This is a genomic window from Leifsonia aquatica H1aii, from assembly GCF_000633535.1.
Classification (GTDB): Bacteria; Actinomycetota; Actinomycetes; order Actinomycetales; family Microbacteriaceae; genus Leifsonia; species Leifsonia aquatica_A.
The window spans coordinates 37979-63684 of record NZ_AYMR01000003.1; the positions used below are offsets into that span (position 1 = coordinate 37979).

Sequence of the window (25706 nt, forward strand, 5' to 3'; positions counted from 1 at the left end):
AGCCCCGGCCGGTCAGGCAGCGGGGCGGGAGGCCGCGATCACGGCCTCGCGCAGCACGGGCGTCAGCTGCTCGGCGGTCGGGCGCGCAGCAGGGTCGCGGGCCGTCATCGCGCGCAGCAGCTCCGGCCAGCCGTCCGGGAGGGCGTCCGGGATGGGTGGGTCGTGCTCCAGGCGGCCGAGCGCCGACGAAACGGGGTCGCCGGGGAAGGCCACGTTGCGCGTGAAGCACTCCAGCAGCACCAGCCCGAGCGAGTAGACATCGCTCGCTGCCGTCGCCGGCTCGCGGGACGCCTGCTCAGGGCTGAGGTAGGCGGCGGTGCCGGTGGTACGACCCTCCTCCTCGTGCGCGGGAGCCCCGGCGATGCCGCTCGCGATGCCGAAGTCGGTCAGGCGTGCCCGGGCCCGGAACGTGGTGGTGCCGTAGGTGACGAGCATGATGTTCGACGGCTTGATGTCCCGGTGGACGACGCCGTTCGCGTGCACGTACTCCAGCGCCTCCGAGATGTCGTAACCGACCTCGGCGATCTCCTCGACAGTCAACTCGCGCTGGGCCAGGGTGGAGGAGAGGTCGCTGCCCGCGACGAGCTCCATGACCAGGAACGGGCGCGGATCCTCCGGGGCCGAGTAGTCGATCCCGGCGTCGATCAGGGACACGATGCCGTGGTGCGACAGCCGTGCCAGCGCCGCCTGCTCGGTTCGGTACTGCGTCATCTCCTCCTCGCCGCCGGAGCGGTAGAGCTTGATGGCGACCTCCCGGCCGAGGATCTCGTCGGTCGCGCGGAAGACGCTCGCCTCCCCGCCGCGGCCGATCACGGTCTGCGGTCGGTAACGGCCGAGCAGGGCCGGGATCTCAGGGGCGCTCACGCGTGCTCCTCGGGGTGGTCGGTGTTGTGGTCGGTGCCCTGGTCGGTGCCCTCGTCGGCGCTCCGGCCCGTCGTGCGTCGCGACCGCAGCAGGGCGAACGAGCTCTCGCCGAGGATCACGGTCGCCTCGTCCGCATCGACGGTGAGCTCGGTGTCGCTCGAGAGCTCCAGCTCCCAGGCGCCGCCCGCGGCGGAGGGGAGAGCGAAGTCGACGCCGTTGCCCGCCGCGTTGAGCAGCAGCAGGAACGTGTCCGCTCCCTCGTGGCGCAGCTCGAAGGCGATGGACCGCGCCTCCGGGTCGGACCAGTCGTCGTCGGCGAACGGCCGGCCGTCGGCGCGGAGGATGCAGACGACGTCCGGTCCGCCGACCTCCGGCGCGTGCCGGTACCACTCGGGCCGCAGAGCGGGTTCCGTCCGGCGCAGCTGGATGAGCTTCGACGTGAACGCGTGGAGGTCCCAGTCGGCGTTCGCCCAGTCGAACCAGGAGATCTCGTTGTCCTGGCAGTAGGCGTTGTTGTTGCCCCGCTGTGTGCGGCCGATCTCGTCGCCGCCGAGGATCATCGGGACGCCCGCGGAGAGCAGCACCGTGGCGAGGAAGTTCTTGCGCTGCCGCACCCGGAAGGCGTTCACGCCCTCGTCGTCCGTCGGCCCCTCGACGCCGTAGTTGCTGGAGCGGTTGTCCGACTCCCCGTCGCGGTTGTCCTCTCCGTTGGCTTCGTTGTGCTTCTCGTTGTAGCTGGTGAGGTCGGCGAGGGTGAAGCCGTCGTGCGCGGTGACGAAGTTGACGCTCGACAGCGGCGCGCGACGCGACTCCTCGTAGATGTCGGGGCTGCCGAGCACGCGCTGCGAGAGGGTGGCCAGCACGCCGGGCTCGCCGCGCCAGAAGTCGCGCACGTCGTCGCGGAACTGGCCGTTCCACTCCGACCAGTCGGCCGGGAACCCGCCCAGCTGGTAGCCGGCGACATCCCACGGCTCGGCGATGAGCTTCACCTCGGCGAGCGTCGGGTCCTGCTGGATCAGGGTGAGGAACGCGCTGTGCAGGCTCGCATCGCCGCCCTGACGGGTCAGCGTCGTCGCCAGGTCGAAGCGGAATCCGTCGATGTGCATGTCCTCGACCCAGTAGCGCAGGGAGTCCATGATCAGCTGCAGGGCGGCCGGGTGGCTCACGTTCACGCTGTTGCCCGTGCCGGTCGTGTCGAAGTAGTGGGCGGCGTCCCCGTCCACCAACCGGTAGTACGACGGGTTGTCGATGCCTTTGAAACTGTAGGTCGGGCCGAGGTCGTTGCCCTCCGCGGTGTGGTTGTAGACCACGTCGAGGATCACCTCGATGCCGGCGGCGTGGAGCGCCTTCACCATGCCCTTGAACTCGTCGACCTGGTGGCCGGTGTCGCCGGTCGCCGCGTACTCGTTGTGCGGGGCGAAGAAGCCGATGGAGTTGTAGCCCCAGTAGTTGCGCAGGCCCTTCTCGACCAGGTGCGAGTCCTGGACGAACTGGTGGATGGGCAGCAGCTCGACCGCGGTGACGCCGAGGTTCTTGAGGTACTCGACGGCGGCGGGATGCGCGAGGCCCGCGTAGGTGCCGCGGAACTCCTCCGGCACCCACTCCATCAGCTTCGTGAATCCCTTCACGTGCAGCTCGTAGATGATCGTCTCGCTCAGCGGCGTGCGCGGCCGCTGGTGGTCGCCCCAATCGAACTCGCGCGGGTCGACGGCGACGCCGAGCGCGACGTGGCGGGCGCCGTTGGTGTCGCTGCGCCGCTTCGGCCGGCCGAGCTGGTGGCCGAACACGGCCTGCGTGTTGTCCCACGACCCGGTGACGGCACGGGCGCGGGTCGGCAGCAGCACCTTGGCGGGGGAGAAGCGGAGGCCGTTCGCCGGGTCCCACGGGCCGTTGACACGCAGGCCGTAGCGCGTCCCCGCGACGAGGCCGGGGACGAACCCGTGGAAGACATGGCCGGTGCGCTCGGGGAGCGTGGTCCGGGTCTCGCGTCCCCGGGCGTCGAACAGGGAGACGATCACCGTGTCGGCGTTCTCGCTGTACACGGCCACGTTCGCGCCGCCCTCCTCGAGCGTGACGCCGAGCGGGTACGGGCGGGAGCGCTCGCCGCTCACGCGGCGACTCCGGCGGAGCGCGTCGCTCCCGCAGAAGATGCGTCGTCGCGGGGGTGGGACGGGCTGGGCTCGGTCACGGCGCCTCCGATCGTGGAACAGCCACAGTATCGGCGCGCGCAGCCCCGTCGCCAGCGGTTGACACGGCGCCGCGCGGCCGTTAGCGCTCGACGCGGACCGACGAGGTTCACGACGTTGCCGTCATTCCGCCGGAATGGGCGCACCGTCGTGAACCTCGCGAGGGGTCAGCCGTCAACTCGGGTGATGCGGACCGCGTCGCCGAACGTGGCGACGGCCGCCCCGGCGGTCGCGGCCTGCCGGGCTGCCGACTCCTGCGCCGCGAGGCCGCTCCCGCTCAGCGCCGCCTCCACCCGGAGGCCGCCCCGCGTGAAGGCGAGCACCCCGTCCGCGACATCGACCTCCGTCGCCCGAGCCGTCGCCGGGATCGTGCGGCGGAGCGCGGTCAGCGTGCGGTACCAGTCCAGGAGGCGCGCGTGCTCGGGTCGCGCGGGCTCCGACCAGTCGAGCTTCGAGCGCTGGAACGTCTGCGGGTCCTGCGGGTCGGGCACGACGGCCGGGTCCCACCCCATTCGCGCGAACTCGGCGATGCGGCCTCGGGCGGTGGCCTCCCCGAGCTCCTTCTCCGGGTGGGAGGTGAAGAACTGCCACGGGGTCGTCGCTCCCCACTCCTCGCCCATGAAGAGCATCGGCGTGAACGGGCCGAGCAGGGTGAGGGCGGCGGCGACGGCGAGCGAGCCCGGCGACAGCGTCGCGGTGAGGCGGTCGCCGGCGGCCCGGTTGCCGATCTGGTCGTGGTCCTGGCTGAAGACCACCAGGCGGGTGAAGGGGATGTCGGCGTCGATCGGCCGGCCGTGGTGGCGGGCCCGGAAGCTCGACCACGTCCCGTTGTGGAAGAACCCCTGCTCGAAGACCTTCACCAGGGCGGTCGGATCGCCGAAGTCGGCGTAGTAGCCGGTGGTCTCGCCCGTCAGGTTCGCGTGCAGCGCGTGGTGCACGTCGTCGTCCCACTGGGCGTCGAGGCCGTAGCCGTGACGCGCGCGGGGGCGGATCAGCCTCGGGTCGTTGAGGTCGCTCTCCGCGATCAGGGTCGCCGGGCGCCCGGTCTGCTCGGCGACGGCCGCGGCCTCCCTGGCCATGGCCTCCAGGATGTGCTCCGCGCGGGAGTCGTGCAGGGCGTGCACGGCGTCGAGCCGGAGCCCGTCGACGTGCAGATCGGCGAGCCAGTAGCGCACGTTGTCGAGGATGTAGCGGCGCACCTCGTCGGAGTCGGGGCCGTCGAGATTGATCGAGGCGCCCCAGGTGCTCTGCGCATCGCCCAGGTAGGGGCCGAAGACCGGGAGGTAGTTGCCGCTCGGGCCGAGGTGGTTGTAGACGACGTCCTGGATGACGGCGATGCCGCGCGCGTGGCAGGCGTCGACGAAGCGCTGGTAGGCCGCCGGTCCGCCGTACGGTTCGTGCACCGCGTACCAGAGCACCCCGTCGTAGCCCCAGTTGTGCGGGCCATTGAAGGCGTTGACCGGGAGGAGCTCGACGGCCTCCACGCCCAGGTCGACGAGGTGGTCGAGCCGCCCGGCCGCGGCGTCGAGCGTCCCCTCGGGGGTGAAGGTGCCGATGTGCAGCTCGTAGATCACGGCGCCGGTGAGATCGCGCCCGGTCCACGCGTCGTCGCCCCAGGTGTACGCGCCCGGGTCGAACTCGCGGCCGGGCGCGTGCACGCCGTGCGGCTGACGGCGGGAGCGGGGATCGGGCCGCGGCTCGCCGCCGTCGACGGCGAACGCGTAGTCGACGGGGTCGGCCGCGGCGTCGAGAGGCTCGGCCAGCCGCCACCAGCCACCATCGCCGCGGGCCGGCGGCGTCGGCGGCACCGGCGTCGGCGGCATCGGCGTCAGCGGCAGCGGGTCGCGCCCGGTGACGACCAGGTCGACGGTGCGGGCGTGCGGCGCCCAGACGGGGAAGGTGCGGTCGAGACTCATCGCGCCGCCTCCGTCCGCTCGGCGGCGGTCGCCGGCACCAGCAGCGCGACCGGATAGCGCTCGAACACCGCGAGGAGTCGCGTGCGCCCGCGGTAGAGACGCCCGGTGAGCTCGTCCCGCAGGGCGCCGGGGCCGAGCTCGATCACGGTCTCGCCCCAGCCTCCCGCCGCCAGCCGGTACGGCAGCCGGGTCGCCAGGGTGATCGCACCGCCTCGATCGAACCCGATCAGGTGGGCGGCGGCCGGTCCGGTGGCGAACACGGGCCGGTAGCCGGTGAACAGCTCCGGCCGGTCGCGACGCAGGCGCAGCGCGCGGGAGGTGACCAGCACCTTCACGGCGCCGGACGAGTCGATCGGCGGCAGCCGGCCGTCGTCGACGTGCGCCAGGAGGCCGGCCGCCGCGTCGAACTCGACCGCGCGTCGGTTGTCCGGATCGACGAGCGAGCGGTCCCACCGCTCGGTGCCCTGATACACGTCCGGAACGCCGGGCACGGTCAGGTGGATGAGTTTGGCGGCGAGTCCGTTGCTCGCGCCGGGGGCCTCGACGATCGCGGCGATGGCCTCCACTTCGGCGCGCACCCGCTCATCGTCGAACACGGCGTCGACGAGGGCGGCCATGCGCTCCTCGAAGGCGGTGTCGGGGTCGGTCCAGGAGGTGGAGGCCCCGGCCTCGCGCGCGGCCTTGGTGGCGTAGGCGTGCAGCCGGTCGCGCGACGCGGGCCAGGCGCCCACGATCGACTGCCAGAGCAGATCCTCCAGCGGCTCGTCGTCGAGGGCCACCTGCTCGCGCACCGCGCGCAGGAACCGGGCCCAGCGCTCCGGCAGCTCGGCGAGCACGGCGATGCGCGCCCGCGTGTCCTCGCTCCGTTTCGTGTCGTGGGTCGTCAGGGCGGTGAGCGAGTGCGGCAGCGCCGCCAGTCGGGCCTCCTGGGCACGGTGGAACGTCTCCACCGGCAGCGCGAACCGAGCCGGGTCGCCGCCGACCTCCGTCAGCGAGACCAGGCGCGGGTAGCGGTAGAACGCGTTGTCCTCGACCCCCTTCGCCATGATCGCGCCGGTGGTCTGCTCGAAGCGGACGGCGGGGGAGGCCGTGCGCGCGTCCGGTGGGACGTCGACCCTCCCGACGCGTCCCGCGACCGCCGCGATGGCGTCGGCGAGGTCGGGCCGGGATGCCGTGGCCGCCTCCTGCGCCTCGGCCAGGTGCTCGGCTCCGAACGGCAGGTAGCTGCGGTACACGGGGAAGCAGGCGGCGAGTTCGGCGACGGCGTCGCCGAGCGTGTCGCCATCCGGTGCGGTCGCGGCCGCATCGGTCGCGGCCTCGCCGGTCGGGCCTTCGCCGGACGCGGCCTCGGCGTCCGCGGCCTCGATCTCCCGCACGACGCGGAGCACCTCCGATCGGAGCATGCCGTCGGCCACCGCGCGCTTGCGTTCGCGCACCAGCCCGGCCCACTCCGGCGCCCCGGCGATCGCGGTCAGCTCGGGTTCTCCGGCCGGGTCGGTGAGCACACGGTCCACCAGGCCCAGCGCGTCGTAGCCGGTCGTGCCGGCGATCGGCCATCCGGGCATCCGCTCGGCGCCTTCGAGGATCTTCTCGATCCAGATCGGGGCGTCGCCCGCGAGCCGGGCCAACCGCTCCAGGTAGCCGCCCGGGTCGCGCAGGCCGTCCGGGTGGTCGACGCGCAGACCGTCGACGAGGCCCTCCCGCAGCCACCGGCCGATCTCGGCGTGGGTGTCCGCGAACACCCGCTCGTCCTCCACCCGCAGACCCGCCAGCGTGTTCACGGCGAAGAAGCGCCGGTAGTTCAGCTCGTCGTCCGCCCGGCGCCACGACATCAGCTCGTAGTGCTGCCGGTCGTGCACCTCGCGGGGGCTGCCGTCGCCGGTGCCCTCGGCGATCGGGAAGCGGTGGTCGTAATAGCGCAGCTCGCCGTCCTCCACCCGCAGCGCGTCCAGCTCGTCGGGACCTTCGCCGAGCACGGGGAGGCGCACACGGCCGCCGCCGAACGTCCAGTCGATGTCGAAGAAGCCCGCGTGCTCGGCGTCGGGGCCCTCGGCGAGCACCTCCCACCACCAGGCATTGTCGTGCGGCGTAGCCACGCCCATGTGGTTCGGGACGATGTCGACGAGCACGCGCATCCCGCGCTCGTGCGCCGCCGCCGAGAAGTCGCGCAGCGCCCCCGGACCGCCGCGCGACTCGTCGACCCGGCTGTGGTCGACGACGTCGTAGCCGTGGGCCGAACCCTGTTCCGCCTGCAGCAGGGGGGAGAGGTACACCCAGTCGGCCCCGAGGCGGTGGACGTGATCGAGCACCTGTGCGGCGTCGCGCAGCGTGAACGCGGGGGAGATCTGGAGGCGGTAGGTGCTGGCGGGGTGCGGGATGCTCACAGCCCCTCATTCTGTCCGTCGCGCCCGGGCAGGTGAAGAGGCGCACCGCGAGGTCGCCGGGGGTTGATTTCCCAGGCGCGCCGTGCGGACTGGACGATCCGCCGTGGCAGTGGGAGCGTCGGAGTCGTCCCGTTGCATGGATGACGAGGACTCGCAGACGAAAGGGGACGACATGGGACTCGACGACAAGATCGAGAACGCGGGCGAGAAGCTGGGCGGCCAGGCCAAGGAGGCCACCGGCAAGGCGACCGGGGACGAGCGCCTCGAAGCCGAAGGCAAGGGCGACCAGATCAAGGCCGACATCAAGCAGGCGGCCGAGAAGGTCAAGGACGCATTCAAGCACTGACCCGCGTGACTCGGACGCCCCCGACCGCAGCAGCGGCCGGGGGCGTTCTGCGTCTGCGGCCTGCGTCCGTCTGGAGATCGTGAGGATGCGTCGCGGCGGCGTGAGGATCCCGTGAGGATCGCCCCACCGGTGCGCGCCGCGGACTAGACCAAGAGGCGTGACCACCACGATCCTCCCTCCTGCACCGCGCACCCGCACCGCCCGCCTCCTCGAAGGCGAGCACCGCTGGGGCCGGCTGGAGGAGAGCTCGGCCCTCTTCACGGCCCGCACGGGCGTGCGGGTGCGCCGGCTGGTGGTCTACGCGCCCGGCGCCGACGCCGCGGACCGGCGGATCCTCACCCTCTGGCGGTCCTGGCCGGCCGTGGGCGGCGCGCTGGCGTTCGCCGTCGCGCTCGGGCTCGCCCCGACGGCGCCCGCCGCTGCCCTCGCCGGGATGCTCGCGGTCTACGTCGGAGGGATCGTGATGGTCGCGCGTCGCTCGCGTCGCGCCCGCCATGCCTGCCGCTCGGTGAAGTGCTCGAGCGTGCAGCTCAGCACCGGCGAGGAGACCCTCGGCGACGAGAACCGGCTGGAGGAGGCGTTCGCCGAACTGGTGCTGCTGGAGCGCCTGCGCGACCGGGGTCGGATCACCGAAGTCGGGTTCGAGCTCGGCTGGGCGCGTGTCTACGACAGTCTCGGAACCCGGGGTTAACCGCGCGTTCATCTGGTGTCCACCGCGCGGGCGGAGTAGTTTTCGCCGCATGGGAGACCGTGCGGAGCGCGCCAGGGCGTGGCGCGGAGTGAGCGTGGGGACCGTGCTCGCGGTCCTCGCGCTGATCGCCACGGCGGCGCTCGCCGTGGCCATCCCGACCCAGGGCGAGAACCCGCGGGCCTGGGGGATCATCGTGTGCGGGGTGGTGACCGCCGGGCTGTGCGCGTCGGTCGCCCGCCGCAACTGGCTGCTGTTGCGCCACTTCCGCGGCGACGACCTGCCGACGGTCGCCGCCGCGCGGGTGCGGCATCACTGAGCCGGGCGCGCCGCTCCGGGTCAGTACCGGTAGAAGCCCTCGCCGGTGGAGACGCCCAGCTTGCCCTTGTCGATGTAGTTCTCCTTGAGGTAGGCCGCGAACTCCTGCTGCTTCGGGCCGGCGACGGAGGAGATGTTGTAGGCCGTGGTCAGGCCGACGATGTCGAAGATCTCGAACGGGCCCTTCGGAGCCCCGGTGCCGATGCGCCAGGTCTTGTCGATCGTCTCGGGCTCGGCGATGCCGTCGACCAGGAGTTCGGCCGCGGCGTCCAGCAGCGGGACGAGGAGGGAGTTGAGCACGTAGCCCGCCTTCTCCTTCTTGATCTCGATCGGCACCATCCCGATCGCGGAGGCGAAGTCGACGACCTGCTGATAGACGGCGGGGTCGGTCTTCGTCGTGCCCATCACCTCGGCGGTGTTGTTCACCCAGACGTGGTTGGCGAAGTGCAGCGCGAGGAACTTGTCGGCGCGGCCGGTGTAGCCGACGAGGTCGCTCGGCAGCAGGGTGGACGAGTTGGTGGCGAAGATCGTCTTCGCCGGCGCCAGCTCGCCGAGCTTGGTGTAGATGTCACGCTTGAGGTCCAGGCTCTCGGGCACGGCCTCGATGACGAGGTCGGCGTCCTTCACCGCCTGGGCGAGGTCGTCGGAGTAGCGGATGCGGCCCAGCGCCTGCTGTGCGGCACCGTCGGCCGCGCCGGCGACCTCCTTCTCGTACAGTGCGGCGAGGCCCTCGAAGCGCTCCCTGGCGGTGTCGAGCGCGTCCGCGTTGATGTCGTACGCGGTGACGGCGAAGCCGTGGAACGCGGTCTGGAACGCGATCTGCGATCCCAGCACGCCGGTTCCGAGAACGGTGACACTGGTGATGTCGGTCATTTCTCTTCCTGTCCTGACTGTCCTGAGGTGGTCGGGTCTGTCTCGTAGCCGCGGACGATCACCTCGAAGTCCGCGGCGAGGTCGGTGAGCAGGTCGCCCGTGGGGCGGCCGTGGGCTGCGGCGTCCGCGATCGCGAAGTGCAGCGCCGCGGAGAGCGCACGGGCGGCCGACGCGGGGTCGGGCGCGACCGCTTCGGGTGCGGTCGCGTCCGCGTGCGCGCGGCGCCACGCGTCGGCGAGCAGGGCGCCCATCCGCTCGCGGAGGTCGCCGAAGAGGGCGAGCCCCTCCTCGCGGTAGCGTTCGCCGGGCTCGCCGAACAGCAGCTCCCGCTGGTAGGCGAGTGTGTTCTCGTCGTTGTCGCGGCCGGCTCGGGCGAGCGGGGTGACGAGGGCGAGGAGGCGGCGGGTGGCCCGGGCCTCGGGGTCGTCCCGGTCGACGCCCTCCTGGATGCGCTCGCGGCTGCGTTCGTTGCTGACCATCATCAGCAGCTCCGCCTTGGTGGAGGCGTACCGGAACACCGTCCCGGCGGCGACGTCGGCCTCGTCGGCGATCCGCTGTGTCGTGACACCCGCGAAGCCCAGCTCGTCGAAGAGGCGCTCGGCGGCATCGAAGATGCGCGTCTGCTTCTCTTCCTTGTTGCGCTCGCGGCGCCCTGCCGGCATCGTCCTCAACTCCTTAGTGAGTTTGCTCATTTATGAGTGTACTCACTTTTAGCTCGTGTCGCCACCCGAGCCCCTTCAAACCGCAGTGAAGTGGGGGGATGGTGGGGTGATGCGTAAGAACCTGTTGATTCTCGTGATCGTCGCCCTCGCCGCCTACCTCGTCGGCGTGGAGTCGGCGAAGCGACGAGGGAAGAACTACGAGGACCTGAGACACCAGTTGGAGCGGATCTGGAAGGACCCCGACGCGCGCAAGTCCCGCAAGCGATTGGCGCGGAAGGCATCCAAGGCCGCGAAGCGCTTCGGAGACTCGCTGGAGAAGAAGTTGTCCTGAGGCGATCGAGTGAATGACGTCACACCGAAGGAGATTGATCTCGCCGCCTCGCTCCTTCGGCGCGCAGAGGCGGACCAGCACGCAGCGCACCGACTCGGCGGAGCCGATGACGTCTCTGCCATCCGCCGCGAAGTGCGTCGCCGTGCGCGCGCCAACGGGACCAGAATCCGTACCGGGATCGTGGACGGCACGCTCGTGGTCATCCTCGCCGACGCCGATCTCTGGGCGGAGTCGGCTGCCGTGATGCGGGAGAAGCTGCGACCCCCCGACTGACGGCAGGCTGGTTAGGCTCGGGGTATGGCCACTCAGCGCATCTTCGCGATGACCTTCGCGAGCATCCATCCGCTCTACGTCGCCAAGGTCGAGCGCAAGGGTCGCGACGCCCGCGATGTCGACCGCGTCCTCTCCTGGCTCACCGGCTACGACGAGCAGGGCCTCGCCCGCGCGATCGCCGACGGTCGCTCGCTGGAGGAGTTCTTCGACCGGGCGCCCGCCATGAACCCCGACGCCACGCTGATCACGGGAGTGATCTGCGGCGTGCGGGTCGAGGAGATCGAAGACCCGCTCATGCAGCGCATCCGGTACATGGACAAGCTGGTCGACGAGGTCGCCCGCGGCAAGAAGATGGAGTCGATCCTGCGCACCCCCGTCGCCGGGGGCTGACCGCCGCGCCGTCAGGGCAGCAGCAGCACCTTCCCGCCCGGATGGCCGGACTCCACCAGCCGGGCCGCGTCGGCGGCGTCGGCGAGCGGGAAGGTGCGGGCGATGTCCACCTCGAACTCGCCGCGCGCGATGAGATCCAGCACCAGCGCGTAGGCCTCGTCGCGCAGCGCGTTCTGCTCGGCCGTGAGGGGCACCGGGTTGCCGCCGGCCCAGGCCTGGATGCCGAGCTCGGCCGCGCGGCCGCCGACCACGACGGTCCCGATGCGCGACCGGTCGTCGACCAGGGCGAACGACGTCTCCAGCGCCTCCTCGCTGCCGACCGCGTCCAGGATGCGGTCGAAGCCCCGCGGGGCGGCCGCGCGCAGTCGCTCGAGCAGCCCATCGCCGTACGCGACCGGAGTGGCGCCCAGTTCTCGCAGTCGTTCGTGGTTGGCGGGGGAGGCGGTGGCGACGACCGTCGCTCCCGCCCGCCGTGCGAGCTGCACGGCCGCGCGCCCGACCGCGCCGGACCCGCCGTGGATCAGGAGGGTCTCGCCGTCCGCGACGCCGAGCGAGACGAGCGCCTGGTGTGCCGTGCTCACCGGGATGCCGATCGACGCGGCCTGCTCCCAGGTCACCCCGGCGGGCTTGGCGACGAGCTGCGCGGCGTCCGCCACGAGATGGGTCGTATAGGCGCCCTTCGCCCCGCGGACCACGACCTCGTCGCCGACGGTCCAGCCCTCGACACCCTCGCCGAGCTCGAGGATCGTCCCGGCCGCGTCGCCTCCCGGCACCCGCGGCCCGGTGAAGGGGCCGCTCGGGCGGCCGCCGCTGCGCAGCTTGCCGTCGATCGGGTTCACGCCCGCCGCACGCACGCGGACCACCACGCCGCCCGGGGGCGCCGACGGGTCGGGGATGCGGGTGACCTCCAGGACCTCGGGCCCGCCCAACTGCTCGTACTGCACCACGGTCGCCATCGCGCGTCCCCTTCTCGTCGGCCGGCGTCTCCGGCCTCCCCAGGATGCAGCCCCCGCGGCCGCCCGCGCATTCCCGTGCGACGCCGTGTTGCGTCCGCCCGCCCCGCGAGCGCCCCATCCAGTGGTCGCGACACGCCGCGCCCGGCCCGAGCGGCGCGGCGTGTCGCGACCACTGGTTCCGCCCCGGGACCACTGGTCGCGCGGGGTGGGCGCCGAGCGCGTGGGAGCGTCGGTCAGTGCATCGCGACCGGCTGCGCCTCCCGCTGCGCGAACGCCGCCCGGTAGCGCGTGGGAGGCACGCCCACCTCCTGGTCGAAGTGGTGGCGCAGCAGGGTGGCGCTGCCGAAGCCGCAGCGGCGGGCGACCTCGTCGACGGGGAGGTCGGTGGTCTCCAGCAGCAGCCGCGCGTGCAGCACGCGCTGCGTCGTGAGCCACTGCATCGGGGAGACGCCGGTCTCGGCGACGAACTTGCGCGAGAAGCTGCGGGTCGACATGTGGGTGTGCGCGGCCAGAGCGCTGACGGTGTGGTTCTCGTCGAGCCGGTCGGTCAGGTATTCGATCAGTTCGCTGAAGGTGTCGTCCGCGCAGTCGGAGACCGGCTTGTCGATGTACTGCCGCTGGCCCCCGTCGCGCTGCGGCGGTACCACCATGTTGCGGGCGATGGCGTTGGCGGCGCTGCTGCCGAGCTCGCGCCGGACGAGGTGCAGGCAGGCGTCGATGCCGGCGGACGTCCCGGCGCTGGTGATCACGTCGCCGTCATCGATGAACAGCACATCCGGGTTCACGCGGGCCTCGGGGAACCGGCGCTGCAGAGCCTCGGCGTAGCGCCAGTGGGTCGTGCACTCGCGGCCGTCGAGAAGGCCGGCCTCGCCGAGCACGAAGGCGCCCGAGCAGACGCTGAGCAGGGTGGCGCCGCGGGCGGAGGCGCGACGCAGGGCGTCGAGCAGCTCCTCCGGGTACGACGCGCGGATGTTCGCGGCGGGGAGGGCGATGAGGTCGGCGTCGTCCATCGCGCTCAGGTCGTACGGCGCGAGGACGTGCACGCCGTTCGGGCCGACGACGGGCGCTTCCGGGTCGATGGCGCAGACCCGGAAGTCGAACGGCTCCAGCCCGGCGTAGCTGCGGTCGAGGCCGAAGACCTCGCAGACGACGCCGAACTCGAACATGGCGAACTCGTCGATGAGTGGCACCGCGACGGATCTCAACATCCCCTCATGGTACTGGCCGAATCTTTGCGAAGATAGACCCAGAGCCATCTCGTGGCCGATTCTTTACGCTCGTAACGTCTATGACATGGCTAACACGACCTGGACACCGGGCATAGAACACGGCTGGATCGCCCATCCGGCCCGCACCGTGGACGGCGGTCAGCCGCCGCGCCGCCGCCGCTTCGTGCTGAGCGACTGGCTCGCCTCCGCGATCGCGGCGCGCGGCGGCACGCCCTCTCGGGAGACCGAGCGCGCACTCTCCGACCTGCGCGCCGTGCGCGACGCCCGGGACCCGCGCGCCTGAGCCTGCGTCGCTCCAGACTCCGCGGTTCCGGGGTCGGCATCCCCGCCCCCTAGGGTGAGGGGATGGATGTGACTGCGCGCGGATTCCTCTTCGACATGGACGGCACCCTCGTCGACTCGACGCCGGTCGTCGAGCACGTGTGGGGCGAGTTCAGTGCCGCGCACGGGCTCGATGCCTCCGCCGTGCTCGACTATGCGCACGGCCGGCCCGCTCCTGCGACGGTCGCGCATTTCCTCCCGCAGTACTCGGCCGAGGAGCGCGAGCGGATGACCGACCACCTGTTGCAGGAGGAGGTCACCCGCACCGACGGGATCGTCGAGATCCCGGGCGCCGTCGCGCTGATCGCGGCGCTGGTGGACGCCGGCGCTCCCGTCGCGCTGGTCACCAGCGCCCCGCTGCCGCTCGCGGTCGCCCGGATGGAGGCGGCCGGGGTCCCGCTCCCGGCGGTCGTGGTGACGCCCGCCGACGTCGAGCACGGCAAGCCCGCGCCCGACCCCTACCTGCTCGGCGCACGGCGGCTCGGCGTGCCGATCGGCGAGTGCGTGGTCTTCGAAGACGTCGAGGCGGGGCTGCGCGCCGGCATCGACGCGGGCGCGCGCACGGTCGTCGTCGGGTCGTATGCGTCGCCGCTCACCGAGGGACTCACCCGCCTGCCAGACCATCGCGGCGTCACCGTGACCGCCGCCGCCGGCGGCGCCTTCCGCCTCCGCACCCCCTAACCCCTCGTCTCCCGCCCGCACATTCGGCACGAATGTGGAGAATGGTGGCCGCATTCTCGACATTCGGCACGAATATCGCCGGGGATGAGACCGGTCCCGCGGCGTTGGTAGGTTGGGGAGCGTGACTCATCTCGCCGACCCGAACCGCTACGACCGCATCCCGTACCGCCGAGCCGGCCGGAGCGGCCTCGTGCTCCCCGAGCTCTCGCTCGGCCTCTGGCAGAACTTCGGGCACGCCCGCGCCTACGAGGTGCAGCGCGCCATCGTCCTGCGCGCCTTCGACCTCGGTATCACCCACTTCGACCTCGCCAACAACTACGGCCCGCCTCCCGGTGCCGCCGAGGAGGTCTTCGGCCGCATCCTCGCCACCGACCTGAAGGCGTATCGGGACGAGATCGTCGTCTCCACCAAAGCCGGTTACGGGATGTGGCCCGGCCCGTACGGCGACGGCGGCTCGCGCAAGTACCTGCTGTCGTCCCTGGACCAGTCGCTGAAGCGGCTCGGTCTCGAATACGTCGACGTGTTCTACCACCACCGTCCCGACCTCGAGACGCCGCTCGAGGAGAGCATGGGCGCCCTCGTCACGGCGGTCACGTCGGGCAAGGCGCTCTACCCGGCGATCTCGAACTACGACGCCGTGCGCACCGAGGAGGCCGCCGCACTGCTCGCGGCCGCCGGCGCCCCGCTGCTGCTGCACCAGCCGCGCTACTCGATGTTCGACCGCACCGTGGAGGGCGGCGTCCTCGACGCCGTCGACAGGGTCGGCGCGGCCGCGATCGTCTTCTCGCCCCTGGCGCAGGGGATGCTCACGGACCGCTACCTGAACGGCGTCCCTGAGGGCTCCCGCGCGGTCACGAGCGTCTTCCTGCACGCGTCCGACATCACCGACACCTACCTGGAGCGCGCCCGCGCCCTCAACGAGATCGCCGCCGGTCGCGGCCAGAGCCTCGCCCAGCTCGCGCTCCAGTGGGTGCTGCGCCGCCAGACCGTCGCCTCGGCGATCATCGGCGCCAGCAGCGTCGCCCAGCTGGAGCAGAACGTCGGCGCGCTCGCCGGCGCCCCGCTCAGCGAAGCCGAGCTCGCCGCCATCGACGAGTTCGCCGTCCACGGCACGCTCGGCTAGCCTCCCGCGCCCCACCACCGCGCGCCGAGACGGCGAAATGTGGCACGAATCGCACCGAGGCGGCGGATGATCCGCCGCCTCGGTGTGCTCGGTGTGCTCGGTGTGCTCGGTGCGCTCGGGACGGTCAGAAGGCGAAGAGCTGTCCCAGCACGACCAGCAGGATCAGCAGGATCACCACGACCGCGCCGATCACGGTGATCGTGCGGGCGGAGAGCTTCGCGATCCCGTAGCCGACGATGAACGGCAGGGCGAGGCAGGCGAGCGCGAGCACCCACCAGAACGCCTGGAACCCGAACTGCGACGCCGACTCCAGACGCCCGCCGAACAGGCGCTGCGTGGCCGGATGCGTCGCGAACGCGATGCTTGCCGTCAGCGGATAGGCGATCAGGACGGCGGTGACCAGTCCGGCCAGCGCTCCCCAGAGCCCGCGGCGGTCGCCGATCTCGAGAGTGGTCTCCTGGTGCGGCCCCTGACGGCTCTTCGTGCTCATGCGGCACAGCATATCGACGGTGGCCCACCGGGCACGAGGGGGACATCCCCGGTTGACTGCACCGTCTACTCCACCGTTACGCTGGAGGGGTCAGCCGGTCCGCCCAGTGCGCGCTAGGGGGCGTCTCGAACGGACCGGTGGCTTACCCGAATGCCCGTATGGGAGTGGTGCCCCACTCCCATACGGCCGCGGGTGGGGCGACGTCGCGCGCATCGCGGGCCTGATCGGCGCCCGCTCGGCCTACGGCCTCACCGACCCGATGCTCGCGACGCCGGGCTCGGCTTCAGCCGCCGCACCCGCCGCTGCACCCGCCGCCGCGCCCGCCGCCGCACCCGCCGCCGCACCCGCCGCTGCACCCGCCGCCGCGCCCGCCTCGGCCGCCGCACCCTCCCACAGCCGGAACAGCTCGTCCGCGACGTCCGGTGCAGCGACCAGGATGCCGCCCTCGGACGGGAACAGGGTGGGGCGCCCGGTGCGGTCGAGGACGACGGCGCCGGCCTCGTGTGCGATCAGGGCCGAGGCGAGGTGGTCGATCGGGCTGAACCGGTGGATGATCGCGCCGCTGCCGCGTCCGGCCGCGGGGCCGAGCAGGGTGAGGGTGCCCGACCCCATGATGCGGAGCGTGCAGTAGACGTCGGTCAGGCGGCGGGAGAGTCCGCTCAGGCCGGGCCACGCGCGGTGACCGGCGAGTTCGCTGCCCACCACGCCGCCGCGGAGGGCGCCGCCCGGGGCGATGGTGAGGGTGTCGCCGTCGCGGCGGGCGCCCTGCCCTGCGATCGCGTCGAAGAGGGCGTCGTGCCACGGGTCGGCGACGACACCCAGCACGGGCCGGTCGTCGACGGCCAATGCCAGTGAGAACGCGGTCCAGGGGAGGCCGTTGGCGAGGTTGGCGGTGCCGTCGACCGGGTCGAGGTACCAGGTGGGGCGTCCGCCGACCGCCGTGCCGCCGAATTCCTCGCCGACGAAGGCGTGGTCGGGGAAGCGGTCGAGCACGACCTCCCGGACGCGCAGCTCGACCGAGCGGTCGAGTTCGGTGACCAGGTCGGCGGGGTCAGCCTTGGTGGAGACGGTGGTGACGCGGTGCGACCGGGTCTCCGCCGCCGCCCATTCCGCGAGTTCGAGGGCCAGTGTGCGGGCGGCGAGGGTGTCGTCGGGGGTCATCGGTGCCCTTCCGGGGTGGAGATCGGGGTGGAGATCGGGGTGGTGGTCGGAGTGGAGTTCGGAGTGGAGGCCGGGGTCGGCGCAGGGTCGGCCACCGTCGCCCGATCGGCCGCGATCATCGCCTGGAGCCGGTCGAGCCGGTTCGTCGTGATGGTGTCCACGCCGAGGGCGAAGGCGCGGGCGAGGTCGTCGGGCTCATCGAGCGTCCACACCGTCACCGGGAGGCCGAGGTCGTGCACGCCGCGCACGAACGCGTCGTCGGCGATGGGGAACGGGACGTTGACCGTCACCGGGTGGAGGCCGGCGAGCTCGGCCGCGGTCGGCACCCGCAGGGCGCGCCACGGCAGCCAGATGCGCGCCTCGGCGTCGAGGGAGCGGAGCACCCGCATCCCGTCGAGGTCGCCGCACCAGTCGACGACGACGCCCGAGGCCGCGACGACCGCGTGCGCGGGGGCGGCGAAGCGGGCGTCGTCCATGTCGATCACCAACCGGCTCGTCGCCGTGGACGCGTTCGGACCGGCGAAGAGGGCGAGCACCTCGGTCAGCAGCGGCGGCCGATCGTCGGGTCCTCCGAACGCGGCGAGGTCGGCCGTCGGGACCTCGGCGATCGGGCGCGGGTCGTCCCAGAGCCGCGCGAGGGTCGCGTCGTGCAGCACGACCACCTCGCCGTCGGCCGTGAGCCGCACGTCGATCTCGACGATGTCGGCGCCTTTCGCGATGGCGGACCGCACAGCGGGGAGGGTGTTCTCGCGGAACACGGACGAGTCGCCGCGGTGCGCGGACGCGCGCGGGCTCATGCCGGCACCGCTTCCGCGTGCTCGAGCAGGCGTCCGTCGCGGTAGGCCAGGGCAGACGACACGGCGGCGAACCCCACGCTCCCGAGCTGCGGCGCCGGTCCGGGGACGTAGGCGGACAGGGTCACGTCGTCGCGCCGCAGCCGCAGCTCGCTGAAGTGCCCGTGCGGCACGACGCGCTCCACCACGGCGCGCAGTCCACCCGGCACCGGGACCGTGGTGAACGACACATGCTCGGGGCGGATCCCGACCACGTCGTGGCCGGCGACGACGCGGGTGCCGTCGAACGAGCCCTCGAACCGGTTGAGCGCGCCGATGAAGGTCGCGACGAACTCGGTCGCCGGCCGGGCGTACAGCTCGGCCGGGGTGGTGAACTGCTCGATCCGGCCGGCGTTCATCACGGCGACCCGGTCGGAGATCGACAGCGCCTCCTCCTGGTCGTGCGTGACGATGACGGTGGTGATGCCGAGCCGCTGCTGCAGGTCGCGGATGTCCTCCCGGACCTTGACCCGCAGCTTGGCGTCCAGGTTGCTGAGGGGTTCGTCGAGCAGGAGCACGTCCGGCTCCTGCACCAAGGCACGGGCGAGGGCGACGCGCTGCTGCTCACCGCCGGAGATGCGCGGCGGCCGGGAGTCGCGGTGGTGCAGGAGGTTGACCAGGCCGAGCATCGCCTCCACGCGCTCCGTCACCTCGGCCCGCGGCAGCCGGCGCAGGCGGAGTGGGTAGGCGACGTTCTTCGCCACGGTCAGGTGCGGCCAGAGCGCGTAGTTCTGGAACACCATCGCGCTCGGCCGCTTCTCGGGCCCGAGCGGGGTGACGTCCCGCCCCGCCATGGCGATCGTGCCGGCATCGGGGGAGAGGAAGCCGGCGATCATCCGCAGGGTGGTGGTCTTTCCGCAGCCGGAGGGTCCCAGCAGGGAGACCAGCTCACCGCGTTCGACGGTGAGGTCGAGGTCGTCGATGATGGTCCGGCCGCCCAGCCTCTTGGTGAGCGAGGTCAGCCGCAGTCCGTCGGTGGGTGGCGTCATCGTGTGGTCCTTCACTTGATCTGGAAGCCCTCGGCCAGCTGGCCGCCCATCACGTGCTTGCGCACGGCGAGCAGCAGGACCACCGAGGGGATGGCGAGCAGAATCGAGAACACGGCCGCGACCTGCTTGGGGAAGTTGAGGACGAGGCTGTACATCTCGGTGGGCATGGTGAGGATGTCGGGGGCTCCGACGAGGTAGGTGCCCTGCGCCTCGTCGAAGGCGGCGAGGAAGGCCATCACGGCTCCGACGAGGATGCCGGGGAGCGCGAGGCGCAGCGTCACGGTCAGGAACACGCGAACCCGCGAGGCGCCCGCATCCCGTGCCGCCTCCTCCAGTGCGCGGGGGACGGCGGCGAACGCGGCGGCCGGGATCCAGGTCATGAAGACGATGGTGCCGAGCAGCTGGACCACGACGACGCCCGCGATCGTGTTCATCAGGCCGAGGGCGTAGTAGAGGGAGGCCAGCGTGGCGAACAGGCCCATCCGGGGGAAGGCGTTGGTGGCGAACAGGCCGATCAGGAACAGCCGCCGGCCCGGGAACTCGAACCGGGCGAACGCGTAGGCGGCGGGCAGGCAGACCGCGGCCGACACCAGGACGACGATCGGGGTGATCAGGAGGGAGTTCTGCACGGAGGATCCGAGCGCCGGGTCCGAGAAGACGGTCTGCCACCAGCGCAGCGTCCACGAGTCGGGCAGCAGGTTCGGATACGTCCAGCTGCCGGCGAACGCGTGGGCGCCGAGCCAGACCAGCGGGCCCAGCACGAACACGAGCAGCACGAGCGCGAAGACGGCTGTGCCCGTCGTGCGGAGCGCGGTGGAGACGGCGCGGGGCATCAGATCCGTCCTTCCCGGCGGGCGCTGCGGAAGTTCGCCCAGACGTAGAGCGCGCCGATGCCGGCCGCAGCGAGGAAGACGACGAAGGCCATGACCAGCGACTGCTGGGGCTGGTTGTACGAGGTGAAGTAGCTGGCGAGGGAGACGCCGAGCATGGTCGGCGCGTTCGGGCCCGTGAAGTAAGGGACCGTGTAGGAGCCGATCACCCCGATCGCGGTGAATGTCACCGCGATGACGATGGGCACCGCGCTCATCGGCAGCAGGATCGTGCGGACGATCCGCACGGTCCCGGCCCCCGCGTCGCGGGCGGCCTCGATGAGGGCGTCGGGGATGGACTGCAGACCGGAGGTGATCATCAGCACGGCGAAGGGCAGGGAGGTCCACGCCGAGCCGATCACGATGGCGATCGCCGTGTACGACCAGACCGGCCCCTCGATCCCGACCTGTGCGAGCAGGCTGCGGAGGAAGCCGTCGGCGGCGTAGAAGGTGAGGATCGCCCATGAGGCGATGACCACCGGGATGAACAGGGGCACGATCGCGATGGCGGACAGCACGCGGGCGAGCCGGCCGCCGTTGAGGCGCAGGTACAGCCCGATGCCGCCGGCCAGGAGGACGACGATCGCGGTGCTGGCGGCGGTGACGCCCAGGGTGAGCCCGAGGTCCTGCCAGAACGCCTCCGTGGCGAAGACGTCGCCGTAGGCGCCGAAGGTGGGCACGACGCCGTCGGCCCGGTGCACGTTCTGGCCGACCGCGGCGATGACGCTGTTCAGGCCGCCGGTGAAGCCGACGCTGAAGGCGAGCGCGAGGATGACGGGCACGCCGACGAAGAGGGCGATGACGACGACCGGAGGGAGCGCGAGCAGGAAGCCCGTCACCGCGGACCGCCGCGCCGGGTGGGCGCTGCGGTCCGCGGGGGTCGCCGCCGTGGTGGCGGTGAGGGCGGCCATTACTTGCCGGGGACCTTCTGGGCCCACGCCTTGTTCATGTCCGCCGCGGTCGTGGCGAAGTACGTCGGCCGCAGGTTCGCGATGTCCGCGTCCTTGTAGAGGTCCTGCACCGCGGTGGGGAGCTTGTCGAGGGCGATCACCGGGTAGCCGGAGATGCTGTCGGAGACGAGCGCCTGGGCGTCCGGGGTGAGCAGCCAGGAGACCAGCTTCTCGGCGCCGGCCGTGCGGGGTGAGGCGGACGGGATGCCGAGGTAGCTGGCACCGCCGGTCAGCGACGGGTCGGAGATCTGCGTGTAGGCGATGTTCGCGGGGATCTGGCCGTTCTTGCGTCCGGTCACGAACTGGTCGCTCCACACCGGGGCGATGGAGATCTGGCCGCTGGAGAGGAGGTCGAGCACCTGGTTGTTCCCGTTCGGGTAGACGCCCTTCTGGTACACGTACGGGTTGAGGCCGGCGAGGGTGGCGAAGCCCTTGTCCCAGTCCCCCTCGACCTCGGGCGCGGACCCGGTGACCAGCTTGGTGCGGTCGGCGGCCGAGACGTTCTGGTCCAGCACGGTGGTCACGAACGACTGGCCGCTGCCGCCGGTGTCCGGGGAGTTGTAGGTGAACTTGCCGGGGTTGGCCTTGATCCAGGCGAGCAGGTCGTCGAGGGTCTTGGGCGGCGTGGGAACCGTCGTGGTGTCGTAGGCGAGCACGACGCTCGACCCGCGGTAGGGGATGCCGCCGTCGCCGCCGGCGGCGACGAGGTCCTTCGGCACGTCCTTCAGGCCGGGGACGGTGCTGCTGGAGACCTTCTCGAGCAGCCCGGACGCGGCGATCTGCGAGACGAAGCCGGCGTCGACGAGGTCGTAGCCCGGGTCCTTCTTCTGGATGGTCGCGGCGGTGAGCTTCGCGACGGTCTGCTGGTCGTGCAGGCCGTGCAGGTCGAAGTCGACGGCGACGGTGTATCCGGGGTTGGCCTTCTCGAACGCCGGGATCAGCGTCTTCTGCCAGAGGTCCTGGATGTTGGTGTCGGCGCTGAGGAACACGGTCAGCTTCTTGTCGGCGCCGTCGGTGGACGACGCGGCCGAGCTGCTCTGCGCGCAGCCGGCGAGGGCGAGCCCGACAGCCGCGACGGCTGCGAGGGAGGCGATCAGGCGGGGGGTTTTCACGGAGCACTCCTGTGGGGGAAGGGTGTCGGGGAGCGTTCGCCCTGTCGTGGAGCGAACGAGGCCAACGCTAATCGCGATGCGCATTCCTGGCGATAGCTGCGCATAAGGCTTCAAATGCGAGCCAGAGACTGTTCATTTCGCGTTAATATGAGCGCAAATGAGCACGTGCAGACTGTGTGTGTTCACATCTACGAAGGGGTCGAACATGCTGACGCATCAGCGCGAGGCGGCGATCGTCGAACGGCTCCACGCCGTCGGCAGTGTGACCGTGGAGGAGCTCGCGCGTCTGCTCGCCGTCAGCGGCACCACGATCCGCCGCGACCTCGAGCGTCTCGAGCTCGCCGGCCTGCTCCGCCGGGTGCACGGCGGGGCGACCGTCCCGCGTGCCGTGGAGGAGAACCCGACCGGCAACCTGGACGACGACACCCGGGAGAAGGAGGCGATCGCCGTCGCGACCGCCGCCCTCATCGCCGATGGAGAGGTGGTGCTGCTCGACATCGGCATCACCACGCTGCGCCTGGCGCGGCATCTCCGCGGCCGCCCGGTGACCGTCATCACCAACAGCCTGGCGGTGCTCGACGCGCTGCGCGACGACGACACGGTGTCGCTGGTGCTGCTCGGCGGCATGGTCGGCTCGAAGCCGCGCACGCTCGTCGGGCCGCTCACCGAGGAGTCGCTGGAGCGCGTGCGCGCCGACGTCGCGGTGATCAGCAGCACCGGGGTGAAGCCGGACGGGGCCGTGGTGACCGATCTGACCCAGGAGGCGAGCATCAAGGGCCGGATGAGCCGGGCGGCGGACCGGACGATCCTGGTCGCGACCGCGACGAAGTTCCCCGGCAGCGGTTCCTACCGGATCGCCTCGATCACGGACTTCGACGTCGTCGTCGCCTCGAGCGGCGCCGACCGGGCGACGCTCGAGCTGGCCGCGCAGGGAGGCCGCCGCGTGATCACCGTCGACGGCGATCCCGCGACCCGGTGAGCGGTCCGCTCGCTCAGACCGCCAGGACGACCTTGCGACCGGGCGCGACGCCCTCGGCCGCCCGCTCCGCGTTCCACAGGTCGTCGAAGGCGTAGACGTCGGGCTCCGCGGGATGCAGCCGGCCACCGTCGATGGCGGCGAGGAGGCCGCCGAGCAGGGCGCGGTACTGCGGCCGCCGGGTGAGCACGGCGTACGGGACGCTGCACACGCGCTCGCGGGGACGGCCCTGGCGTCTCCGCATCGCCGCGGCGGAACCGCGGAGCGCATCCGTCCGCTCGTGCCCCGGCCGCCCGGCGAACGCGGTGTGCACGAGCACGCCGTCGGGGGCGAGGGCCTGTCGCACCTGAGGCGCGCCGGTGTGGTCGATCGCGACGTCGAATGCGCCGTCCGCGGCCCTCCGCGCCTGGCCGACCCAATCGGCCGCGTGGTAGTCGATCACCGGGACGCCGAGGGCCTCGGCACGGGTCCGGGTGCGGGAGGACGCGGTGCCGACGACCGTGCGTCCCTCCTGGACGGCGAGCTGCACGGCGAGGGAGCCGACGGCGCCCGATGCCCCTTGCACCAGCACGCGCCGGCCGCCGCCGCCCAAGCGGAGGGCGAGCGCGGCGGTGACGGCGTCGAGGGGCGCGGTCGCCGCGACGGCGGAGTCGAGGCCGTCGGGGACCGCGACCAGGAATGTCGGGGACAGGACGAGGCGGGTCGCGTGGGCGCCCATCCTGGGCAGCACCCCGGCGACGCGATCGCCGGTCCGCAGCCCGAGCGCGACCGAGACGGCCGACTCCGTCTCCAGCACGCCCACCAGGTCGTAGCCGGGGGTGAACCCGGGCAGCGGCTGGAACACATAGCCGCCGCGGCGGGCCAGCAGGTCGGTGGCTCCGACGGAGGCGTGGGTGACCCGCACGACCACCTCCGTGCCCCGGGGAGGGCGCAGCGACTCCTCCGCCAGCACCAGGGCCGATGCGTCGCCGAACCGGGAGACCTGGATCGCGCGTCTGTCCGCCATCGTCGGGCTCAGCCCGCGGTGCGCTGCTGCAGCAGGCCGGCGCGCTCCGGATGGGCGTCGAACCATTGCGCGACGTACCAGCACATCGGCACGATCTGCAGGCCTCCGGTGCGCTCGATGTCGTCGACCGCGTACTCGACCAGCTGTGCGGCGTAGCCGTTCCCGCGCTGCGCCGGCATCGTGAACGACCGCGTCAGGGAGATCGAGCCGCCCAGGATGCGGTAGTCGAGCACGCCGACCAGCTCGCCGTCCCGATGCATCGCGTAGCGGCTCGCATCCGTCTCATTGCTGAACTCGGTGACCATGCGCCCATGGTACGACCGTCGCCTCCCGCCGGGCCGACCGTCGCGCGTCGCAGGCGGCCGGGGTAGTCTGACGCTGTGGGAGCCCGACCCGCACCGGGGATTCTCACGCGCAGTCCGCGACCAGTCACAGCAGGCCAGGCCGCCGGCGACACCCGTCGCCCGCGACGACGAGACTCTGGAGAACACCCCGTGACGCTCGCCCGCACGTCGACCGCCCACCCGTCTGCCCTGGCGCCTGCGCACGAGGCGCTGCTCGCCCAGGTGCCCATCGGCGAACGCTCCGTGATCGAGACCGAGACGGTCGCCTACGACCACGAGGGCCTCGCGCTCGAGGGGTACCTCGCCAGGGATGCGCAGGCCGACGAGCGGCGACCGGCCGTGCTGCTGCTGCACGACTGGCACGGGGTCGGCGACACGGTGAAGATGCGCGCCCAGATGCTCGCGCGCTGCGGGTACGTGGCGTTCGCGGCCGACCTGTACGGCGCCGACGTGCGTCCGGAGGGGGACGCCGCACGGGAGGTCGCCGGGACGTACTACCGCGACTTCGCCCTGCTGCGCGCCCGCGTCGCGGCCGGCTTCAGCTGGCTGCAGCAGCACCCCGCCGTCGATCCGGCGCGCCTCGTCGTCATCGGCTACTGCTTCGGCGGCACCGCCGCCCTCGAGTTCGCGCGCACCGGCGCCCCGGCGCGCGGTGTCGTCTCGTTCCACGGCGGTCTGATCGCGCACGACCCCTCGGATGCGGGCGAGATCGCCGCGTCCTTGCTGATCCTCACCGGCGGCGACGACGCGGTCGTCCCCGACTCCGCGGTCGCCGCCTTCCAGGACGAGCTGCGCGGGGCGCCGCATGTGGACTGGCAGGTGACCACGTATTCGGGGGCACCGCACGCCTTCACCATCCCGGGCCGCGAGAGCTACCGCCCGGTCGCCGACGCCCGCAGCTGGCGGGCCCTGGTCTGCTTCCTCGACGAGGTGTTCGCCTGATGGAGCACCCTCTGCTCTTCGAGCCGGGCGACGAGCTGGTCGCCCGCGTGCGTGCCCGCAGCCTGCGGCTCCCGGAGGCCGTCGAGATCCTCACCCACGGCCGCCCTGCCTTCAAGGCGGGGGAGAAGGGGCGCGTCTTCGCTCTCGTCGGCGCCATGATGGACCGCACCGATTCGGTGGTCTTCAAGCCCGATCCGGCCGAGAGCCCGGCGCTCCGCGAGGACCCTCGGGTCTTCATCCCGAAGTACTGGGGGCCGAGCGGTTGGCTCGGGCTCGACGTCGATCGCGCCTGGCCGGACGACGCGGACGAGTGGGTGCAGCTCGGCGAGCTGATCGAGACCTCGTTCCGGCAGGTCGCGCTCCGCCGCCAATTGGCGGTCTTGGATGCGGTCATGTAAGCTCTAACCCGGCCCGCGTGAGAGCGTGGAGGTCATGCGCCACTAGCTCAACGGATAGAGCATCTGACTACGGATCAGAAGGTTGGGGGTTCGAA

29 protein-coding genes are annotated in these 25706 nt (G+C 72.0%); 12 read left to right on the top strand and 17 right to left on the bottom strand.

The annotated features are described in order from the left end of the window. Positions 1 to 12: 12 nt before the first annotated feature. The 4 genes from U870_RS0102285 to treY form a co-directional block, all read right to left on the bottom strand. A complete protein-coding gene (locus tag U870_RS0102285; protein ID WP_025155802.1) occupies positions 13 to 864 on the bottom strand; it encodes a serine/threonine-protein kinase in 852 nt (283 codons plus the stop codon). Further along, complete coding sequence (gene glgX / locus U870_RS0102290) at positions 861 to 2975, bottom strand: glycogen debranching protein GlgX (RefSeq protein ID WP_025155803.1); 2115 nt, start codon at positions 2973 to 2975, stop codon at positions 861 to 863. The genes U870_RS0102285 and glgX overlap by 4 nt, the downstream gene beginning before the upstream one ends. Positions 2976 to 3217: 242 nt before the next feature. Beyond that, on the bottom strand, positions 3218 to 4966 hold the full coding sequence (treZ, locus tag U870_RS0102295) for a malto-oligosyltrehalose trehalohydrolase (protein ID WP_025155804.1): 1749 nt from the start codon (positions 4964 to 4966) through the stop codon (positions 3218 to 3220). Further along, positions 4963 to 7344, bottom strand: a complete 2382-nt coding sequence (gene treY / locus U870_RS0102300; RefSeq protein ID WP_043709239.1) for a malto-oligosyltrehalose synthase — start codon at positions 7342 to 7344, stop codon at positions 4963 to 4965. Before treY ends, treZ begins: the two co-directional genes overlap by 4 nt. 178 nt (positions 7345 to 7522) lie before the next feature. Here treY and U870_RS22310 point away from each other — a divergent pair, with 178 nt between their 5' ends. The 3 genes from U870_RS22310 (at position 7523) to U870_RS0102315 (ending at position 8703) form a co-directional block, all read left to right on the top strand. Continuing rightward, positions 7523 to 7696: a CsbD family protein gene (locus tag U870_RS22310; protein WP_043709241.1), complete on the top strand. Its 174-nt coding sequence runs from the start codon at positions 7523 to 7525 to the stop codon at positions 7694 to 7696. Positions 7697 to 7853: 157 nt separating this feature from the next. After that, on the top strand, positions 7854 to 8387 hold the full coding sequence (locus U870_RS0102310) for a DUF6611 family protein (RefSeq protein ID WP_025155806.1): 534 nt from the start codon (positions 7854 to 7856) through the stop codon (positions 8385 to 8387). Between the two features lie 49 nt (positions 8388 to 8436). Continuing rightward, positions 8437 to 8703, top strand: coding sequence for a hypothetical protein (locus U870_RS0102315; RefSeq protein ID WP_025155807.1), 267 nt, complete (start codon positions 8437 to 8439; stop codon positions 8701 to 8703). Positions 8704 to 8723: 20 nt separating this feature from the next. Here U870_RS0102315 and U870_RS0102320 read toward each other — a convergent pair whose 3' ends face one another. Both U870_RS0102320 and U870_RS0102325 read right to left on the bottom strand, forming a co-directional pair. After that, positions 8724 to 9575, bottom strand: a complete 852-nt coding sequence (locus U870_RS0102320; protein WP_025155808.1) for a 3-hydroxyacyl-CoA dehydrogenase — start codon at positions 9573 to 9575, stop codon at positions 8724 to 8726. Beyond that, the gene (locus U870_RS0102325) at positions 9572 to 10267 is read right to left on the bottom strand and encodes a TetR/AcrR family transcriptional regulator (protein ID WP_025155809.1); all 696 of its coding nucleotides are present in this window, start codon (positions 10265 to 10267) and stop codon (positions 9572 to 9574) included. Before U870_RS0102325 ends, U870_RS0102320 begins: the two co-directional genes overlap by 4 nt. Positions 10268 to 10346: 79 nt before the next feature. Here U870_RS0102325 and U870_RS0102330 point away from each other — a divergent pair, with 79 nt between their 5' ends. From U870_RS0102330 to U870_RS0102340, 3 genes are read left to right on the top strand one after another with little or no spacing between them, the layout of a single operon-like run. Beyond that, complete coding sequence (locus tag U870_RS0102330; RefSeq protein WP_025155810.1) at positions 10347 to 10568, top strand: hypothetical protein; 222 nt, start codon at positions 10347 to 10349, stop codon at positions 10566 to 10568. Between the two features lie 9 nt (positions 10569 to 10577). Continuing rightward, positions 10578 to 10841: a hypothetical protein gene (locus U870_RS0102335; protein WP_025155811.1), complete on the top strand. Its 264-nt coding sequence runs from the start codon at positions 10578 to 10580 to the stop codon at positions 10839 to 10841. 24 nt (positions 10842 to 10865) lie between these two features. Next, positions 10866 to 11231 (top strand): DUF2200 domain-containing protein, encoded by a 366-nt coding sequence (locus U870_RS0102340; protein ID WP_025155812.1) that lies wholly within the window; start codon positions 10866 to 10868, stop codon positions 11229 to 11231. Positions 11232 to 11242: 11 nt separating this feature from the next. Here U870_RS0102340 and U870_RS0102345 read toward each other — a convergent pair whose 3' ends face one another. Further along, a complete protein-coding gene (locus U870_RS0102345) occupies positions 11243 to 12187 on the bottom strand; it encodes a quinone oxidoreductase family protein (RefSeq protein WP_025155813.1) in 945 nt (314 codons plus the stop codon). A 233-nt stretch (positions 12188 to 12420) separates the two neighbouring features. Next, positions 12421 to 13395, bottom strand: a complete 975-nt coding sequence (locus U870_RS0102350; RefSeq protein ID WP_025155814.1) for a helix-turn-helix domain-containing protein — start codon at positions 13393 to 13395, stop codon at positions 12421 to 12423. Between the two features lie 85 nt (positions 13396 to 13480). Between U870_RS0102350 and U870_RS0102355 the strand changes: the two genes are divergently transcribed. The 3 genes from U870_RS0102355 (at position 13481) to U870_RS0102365 (ending at position 15541) form a co-directional block, all read left to right on the top strand. Then, complete coding sequence (locus U870_RS0102355) at positions 13481 to 13699, top strand: hypothetical protein (protein WP_240183614.1); 219 nt, start codon at positions 13481 to 13483, stop codon at positions 13697 to 13699. 62 nt (positions 13700 to 13761) lie between these two features. After that, the gene (locus tag U870_RS0102360; RefSeq protein ID WP_029947083.1) at positions 13762 to 14418 is read left to right on the top strand and encodes an HAD-IA family hydrolase; all 657 of its coding nucleotides are present in this window, start codon (positions 13762 to 13764) and stop codon (positions 14416 to 14418) included. Positions 14419 to 14539: 121 nt separating this feature from the next. After that, positions 14540 to 15541 (top strand): aldo/keto reductase, encoded by a 1002-nt coding sequence (locus U870_RS0102365; protein ID WP_025155817.1) that lies wholly within the window; start codon positions 14540 to 14542, stop codon positions 15539 to 15541. A gap of 124 nt (positions 15542 to 15665) precedes the next feature. On the opposite strand, the gene U870_RS0102370 is transcribed toward U870_RS0102365, so the two are convergent. The 7 genes from U870_RS0102370 to U870_RS0102400 all read right to left on the bottom strand — a co-directional run bounded on the left by U870_RS0102370 (position 15666) and on the right by U870_RS0102400 (position 21945). Further along, complete coding sequence (locus U870_RS0102370; RefSeq protein WP_025155818.1) at positions 15666 to 16031, bottom strand: hypothetical protein; 366 nt, start codon at positions 16029 to 16031, stop codon at positions 15666 to 15668. Between the two features lie 240 nt (positions 16032 to 16271). Next, positions 16272 to 17192: an inositol monophosphatase family protein gene (locus U870_RS0102375; protein ID WP_025155819.1), complete on the bottom strand. Its 921-nt coding sequence runs from the start codon at positions 17190 to 17192 to the stop codon at positions 16272 to 16274. Beyond that, positions 17189 to 17989, bottom strand: coding sequence for a glycerophosphodiester phosphodiesterase (locus U870_RS0102380; protein WP_025155820.1), 801 nt, complete (start codon positions 17987 to 17989; stop codon positions 17189 to 17191). The genes U870_RS0102375 and U870_RS0102380 overlap by 4 nt, the downstream gene beginning before the upstream one ends. Further along, positions 17986 to 19014, bottom strand: coding sequence for an ABC transporter ATP-binding protein (locus U870_RS0102385; protein WP_025155821.1), 1029 nt, complete (start codon positions 19012 to 19014; stop codon positions 17986 to 17988). Before U870_RS0102385 ends, U870_RS0102380 begins: the two co-directional genes overlap by 4 nt. A gap of 11 nt (positions 19015 to 19025) precedes the next feature. After that, the gene (locus U870_RS0102390; RefSeq protein ID WP_025155822.1) at positions 19026 to 19847 is read right to left on the bottom strand and encodes an ABC transporter permease; all 822 of its coding nucleotides are present in this window, start codon (positions 19845 to 19847) and stop codon (positions 19026 to 19028) included. Continuing rightward, on the bottom strand, positions 19847 to 20794 hold the full coding sequence (locus U870_RS0102395) for an ABC transporter permease (RefSeq protein ID WP_025155823.1): 948 nt from the start codon (positions 20792 to 20794) through the stop codon (positions 19847 to 19849). The genes U870_RS0102390 and U870_RS0102395 overlap by 1 nt, the downstream gene beginning before the upstream one ends. Then, the gene (locus U870_RS0102400) at positions 20794 to 21945 is read right to left on the bottom strand and encodes an extracellular solute-binding protein (RefSeq protein ID WP_025155824.1); all 1152 of its coding nucleotides are present in this window, start codon (positions 21943 to 21945) and stop codon (positions 20794 to 20796) included. Before U870_RS0102400 ends, U870_RS0102395 begins: the two co-directional genes overlap by 1 nt. Before the next feature lie 205 nt (positions 21946 to 22150). Between U870_RS0102400 and U870_RS0102405 the strand changes: the two genes are divergently transcribed. Further along, positions 22151 to 22924, top strand: a complete 774-nt coding sequence (locus tag U870_RS0102405; protein WP_025155825.1) for a DeoR/GlpR family DNA-binding transcription regulator — start codon at positions 22151 to 22153, stop codon at positions 22922 to 22924. A gap of 13 nt (positions 22925 to 22937) precedes the next feature. On the opposite strand, the gene U870_RS0102410 is transcribed toward U870_RS0102405, so the two are convergent. Together U870_RS0102410 and U870_RS0102415 are read right to left on the bottom strand one after the other, a co-directional pair. Then, complete coding sequence (locus U870_RS0102410) at positions 22938 to 23927, bottom strand: quinone oxidoreductase family protein (protein WP_025155826.1); 990 nt, start codon at positions 23925 to 23927, stop codon at positions 22938 to 22940. A gap of 8 nt (positions 23928 to 23935) precedes the next feature. Next, positions 23936 to 24232 (bottom strand): GNAT family N-acetyltransferase, encoded by a 297-nt coding sequence (locus U870_RS0102415; RefSeq protein ID WP_025155827.1) that lies wholly within the window; start codon positions 24230 to 24232, stop codon positions 23936 to 23938. 189 nt (positions 24233 to 24421) lie between these two features. Here U870_RS0102415 and U870_RS0102420 point away from each other — a divergent pair, with 189 nt between their 5' ends. Both U870_RS0102420 and U870_RS0102425 read left to right on the top strand, forming a co-directional pair. Then, complete coding sequence (locus tag U870_RS0102420) at positions 24422 to 25213, top strand: dienelactone hydrolase family protein (protein WP_025155828.1); 792 nt, start codon at positions 24422 to 24424, stop codon at positions 25211 to 25213. Beyond that, positions 25213 to 25611, top strand: coding sequence for an MmcQ/YjbR family DNA-binding protein (locus tag U870_RS0102425; RefSeq protein ID WP_025155829.1), 399 nt, complete (start codon positions 25213 to 25215; stop codon positions 25609 to 25611). Before U870_RS0102420 ends, U870_RS0102425 begins: the two co-directional genes overlap by 1 nt. The last annotated feature ends 95 nt before the right edge of the window (positions 25612 to 25706 follow it).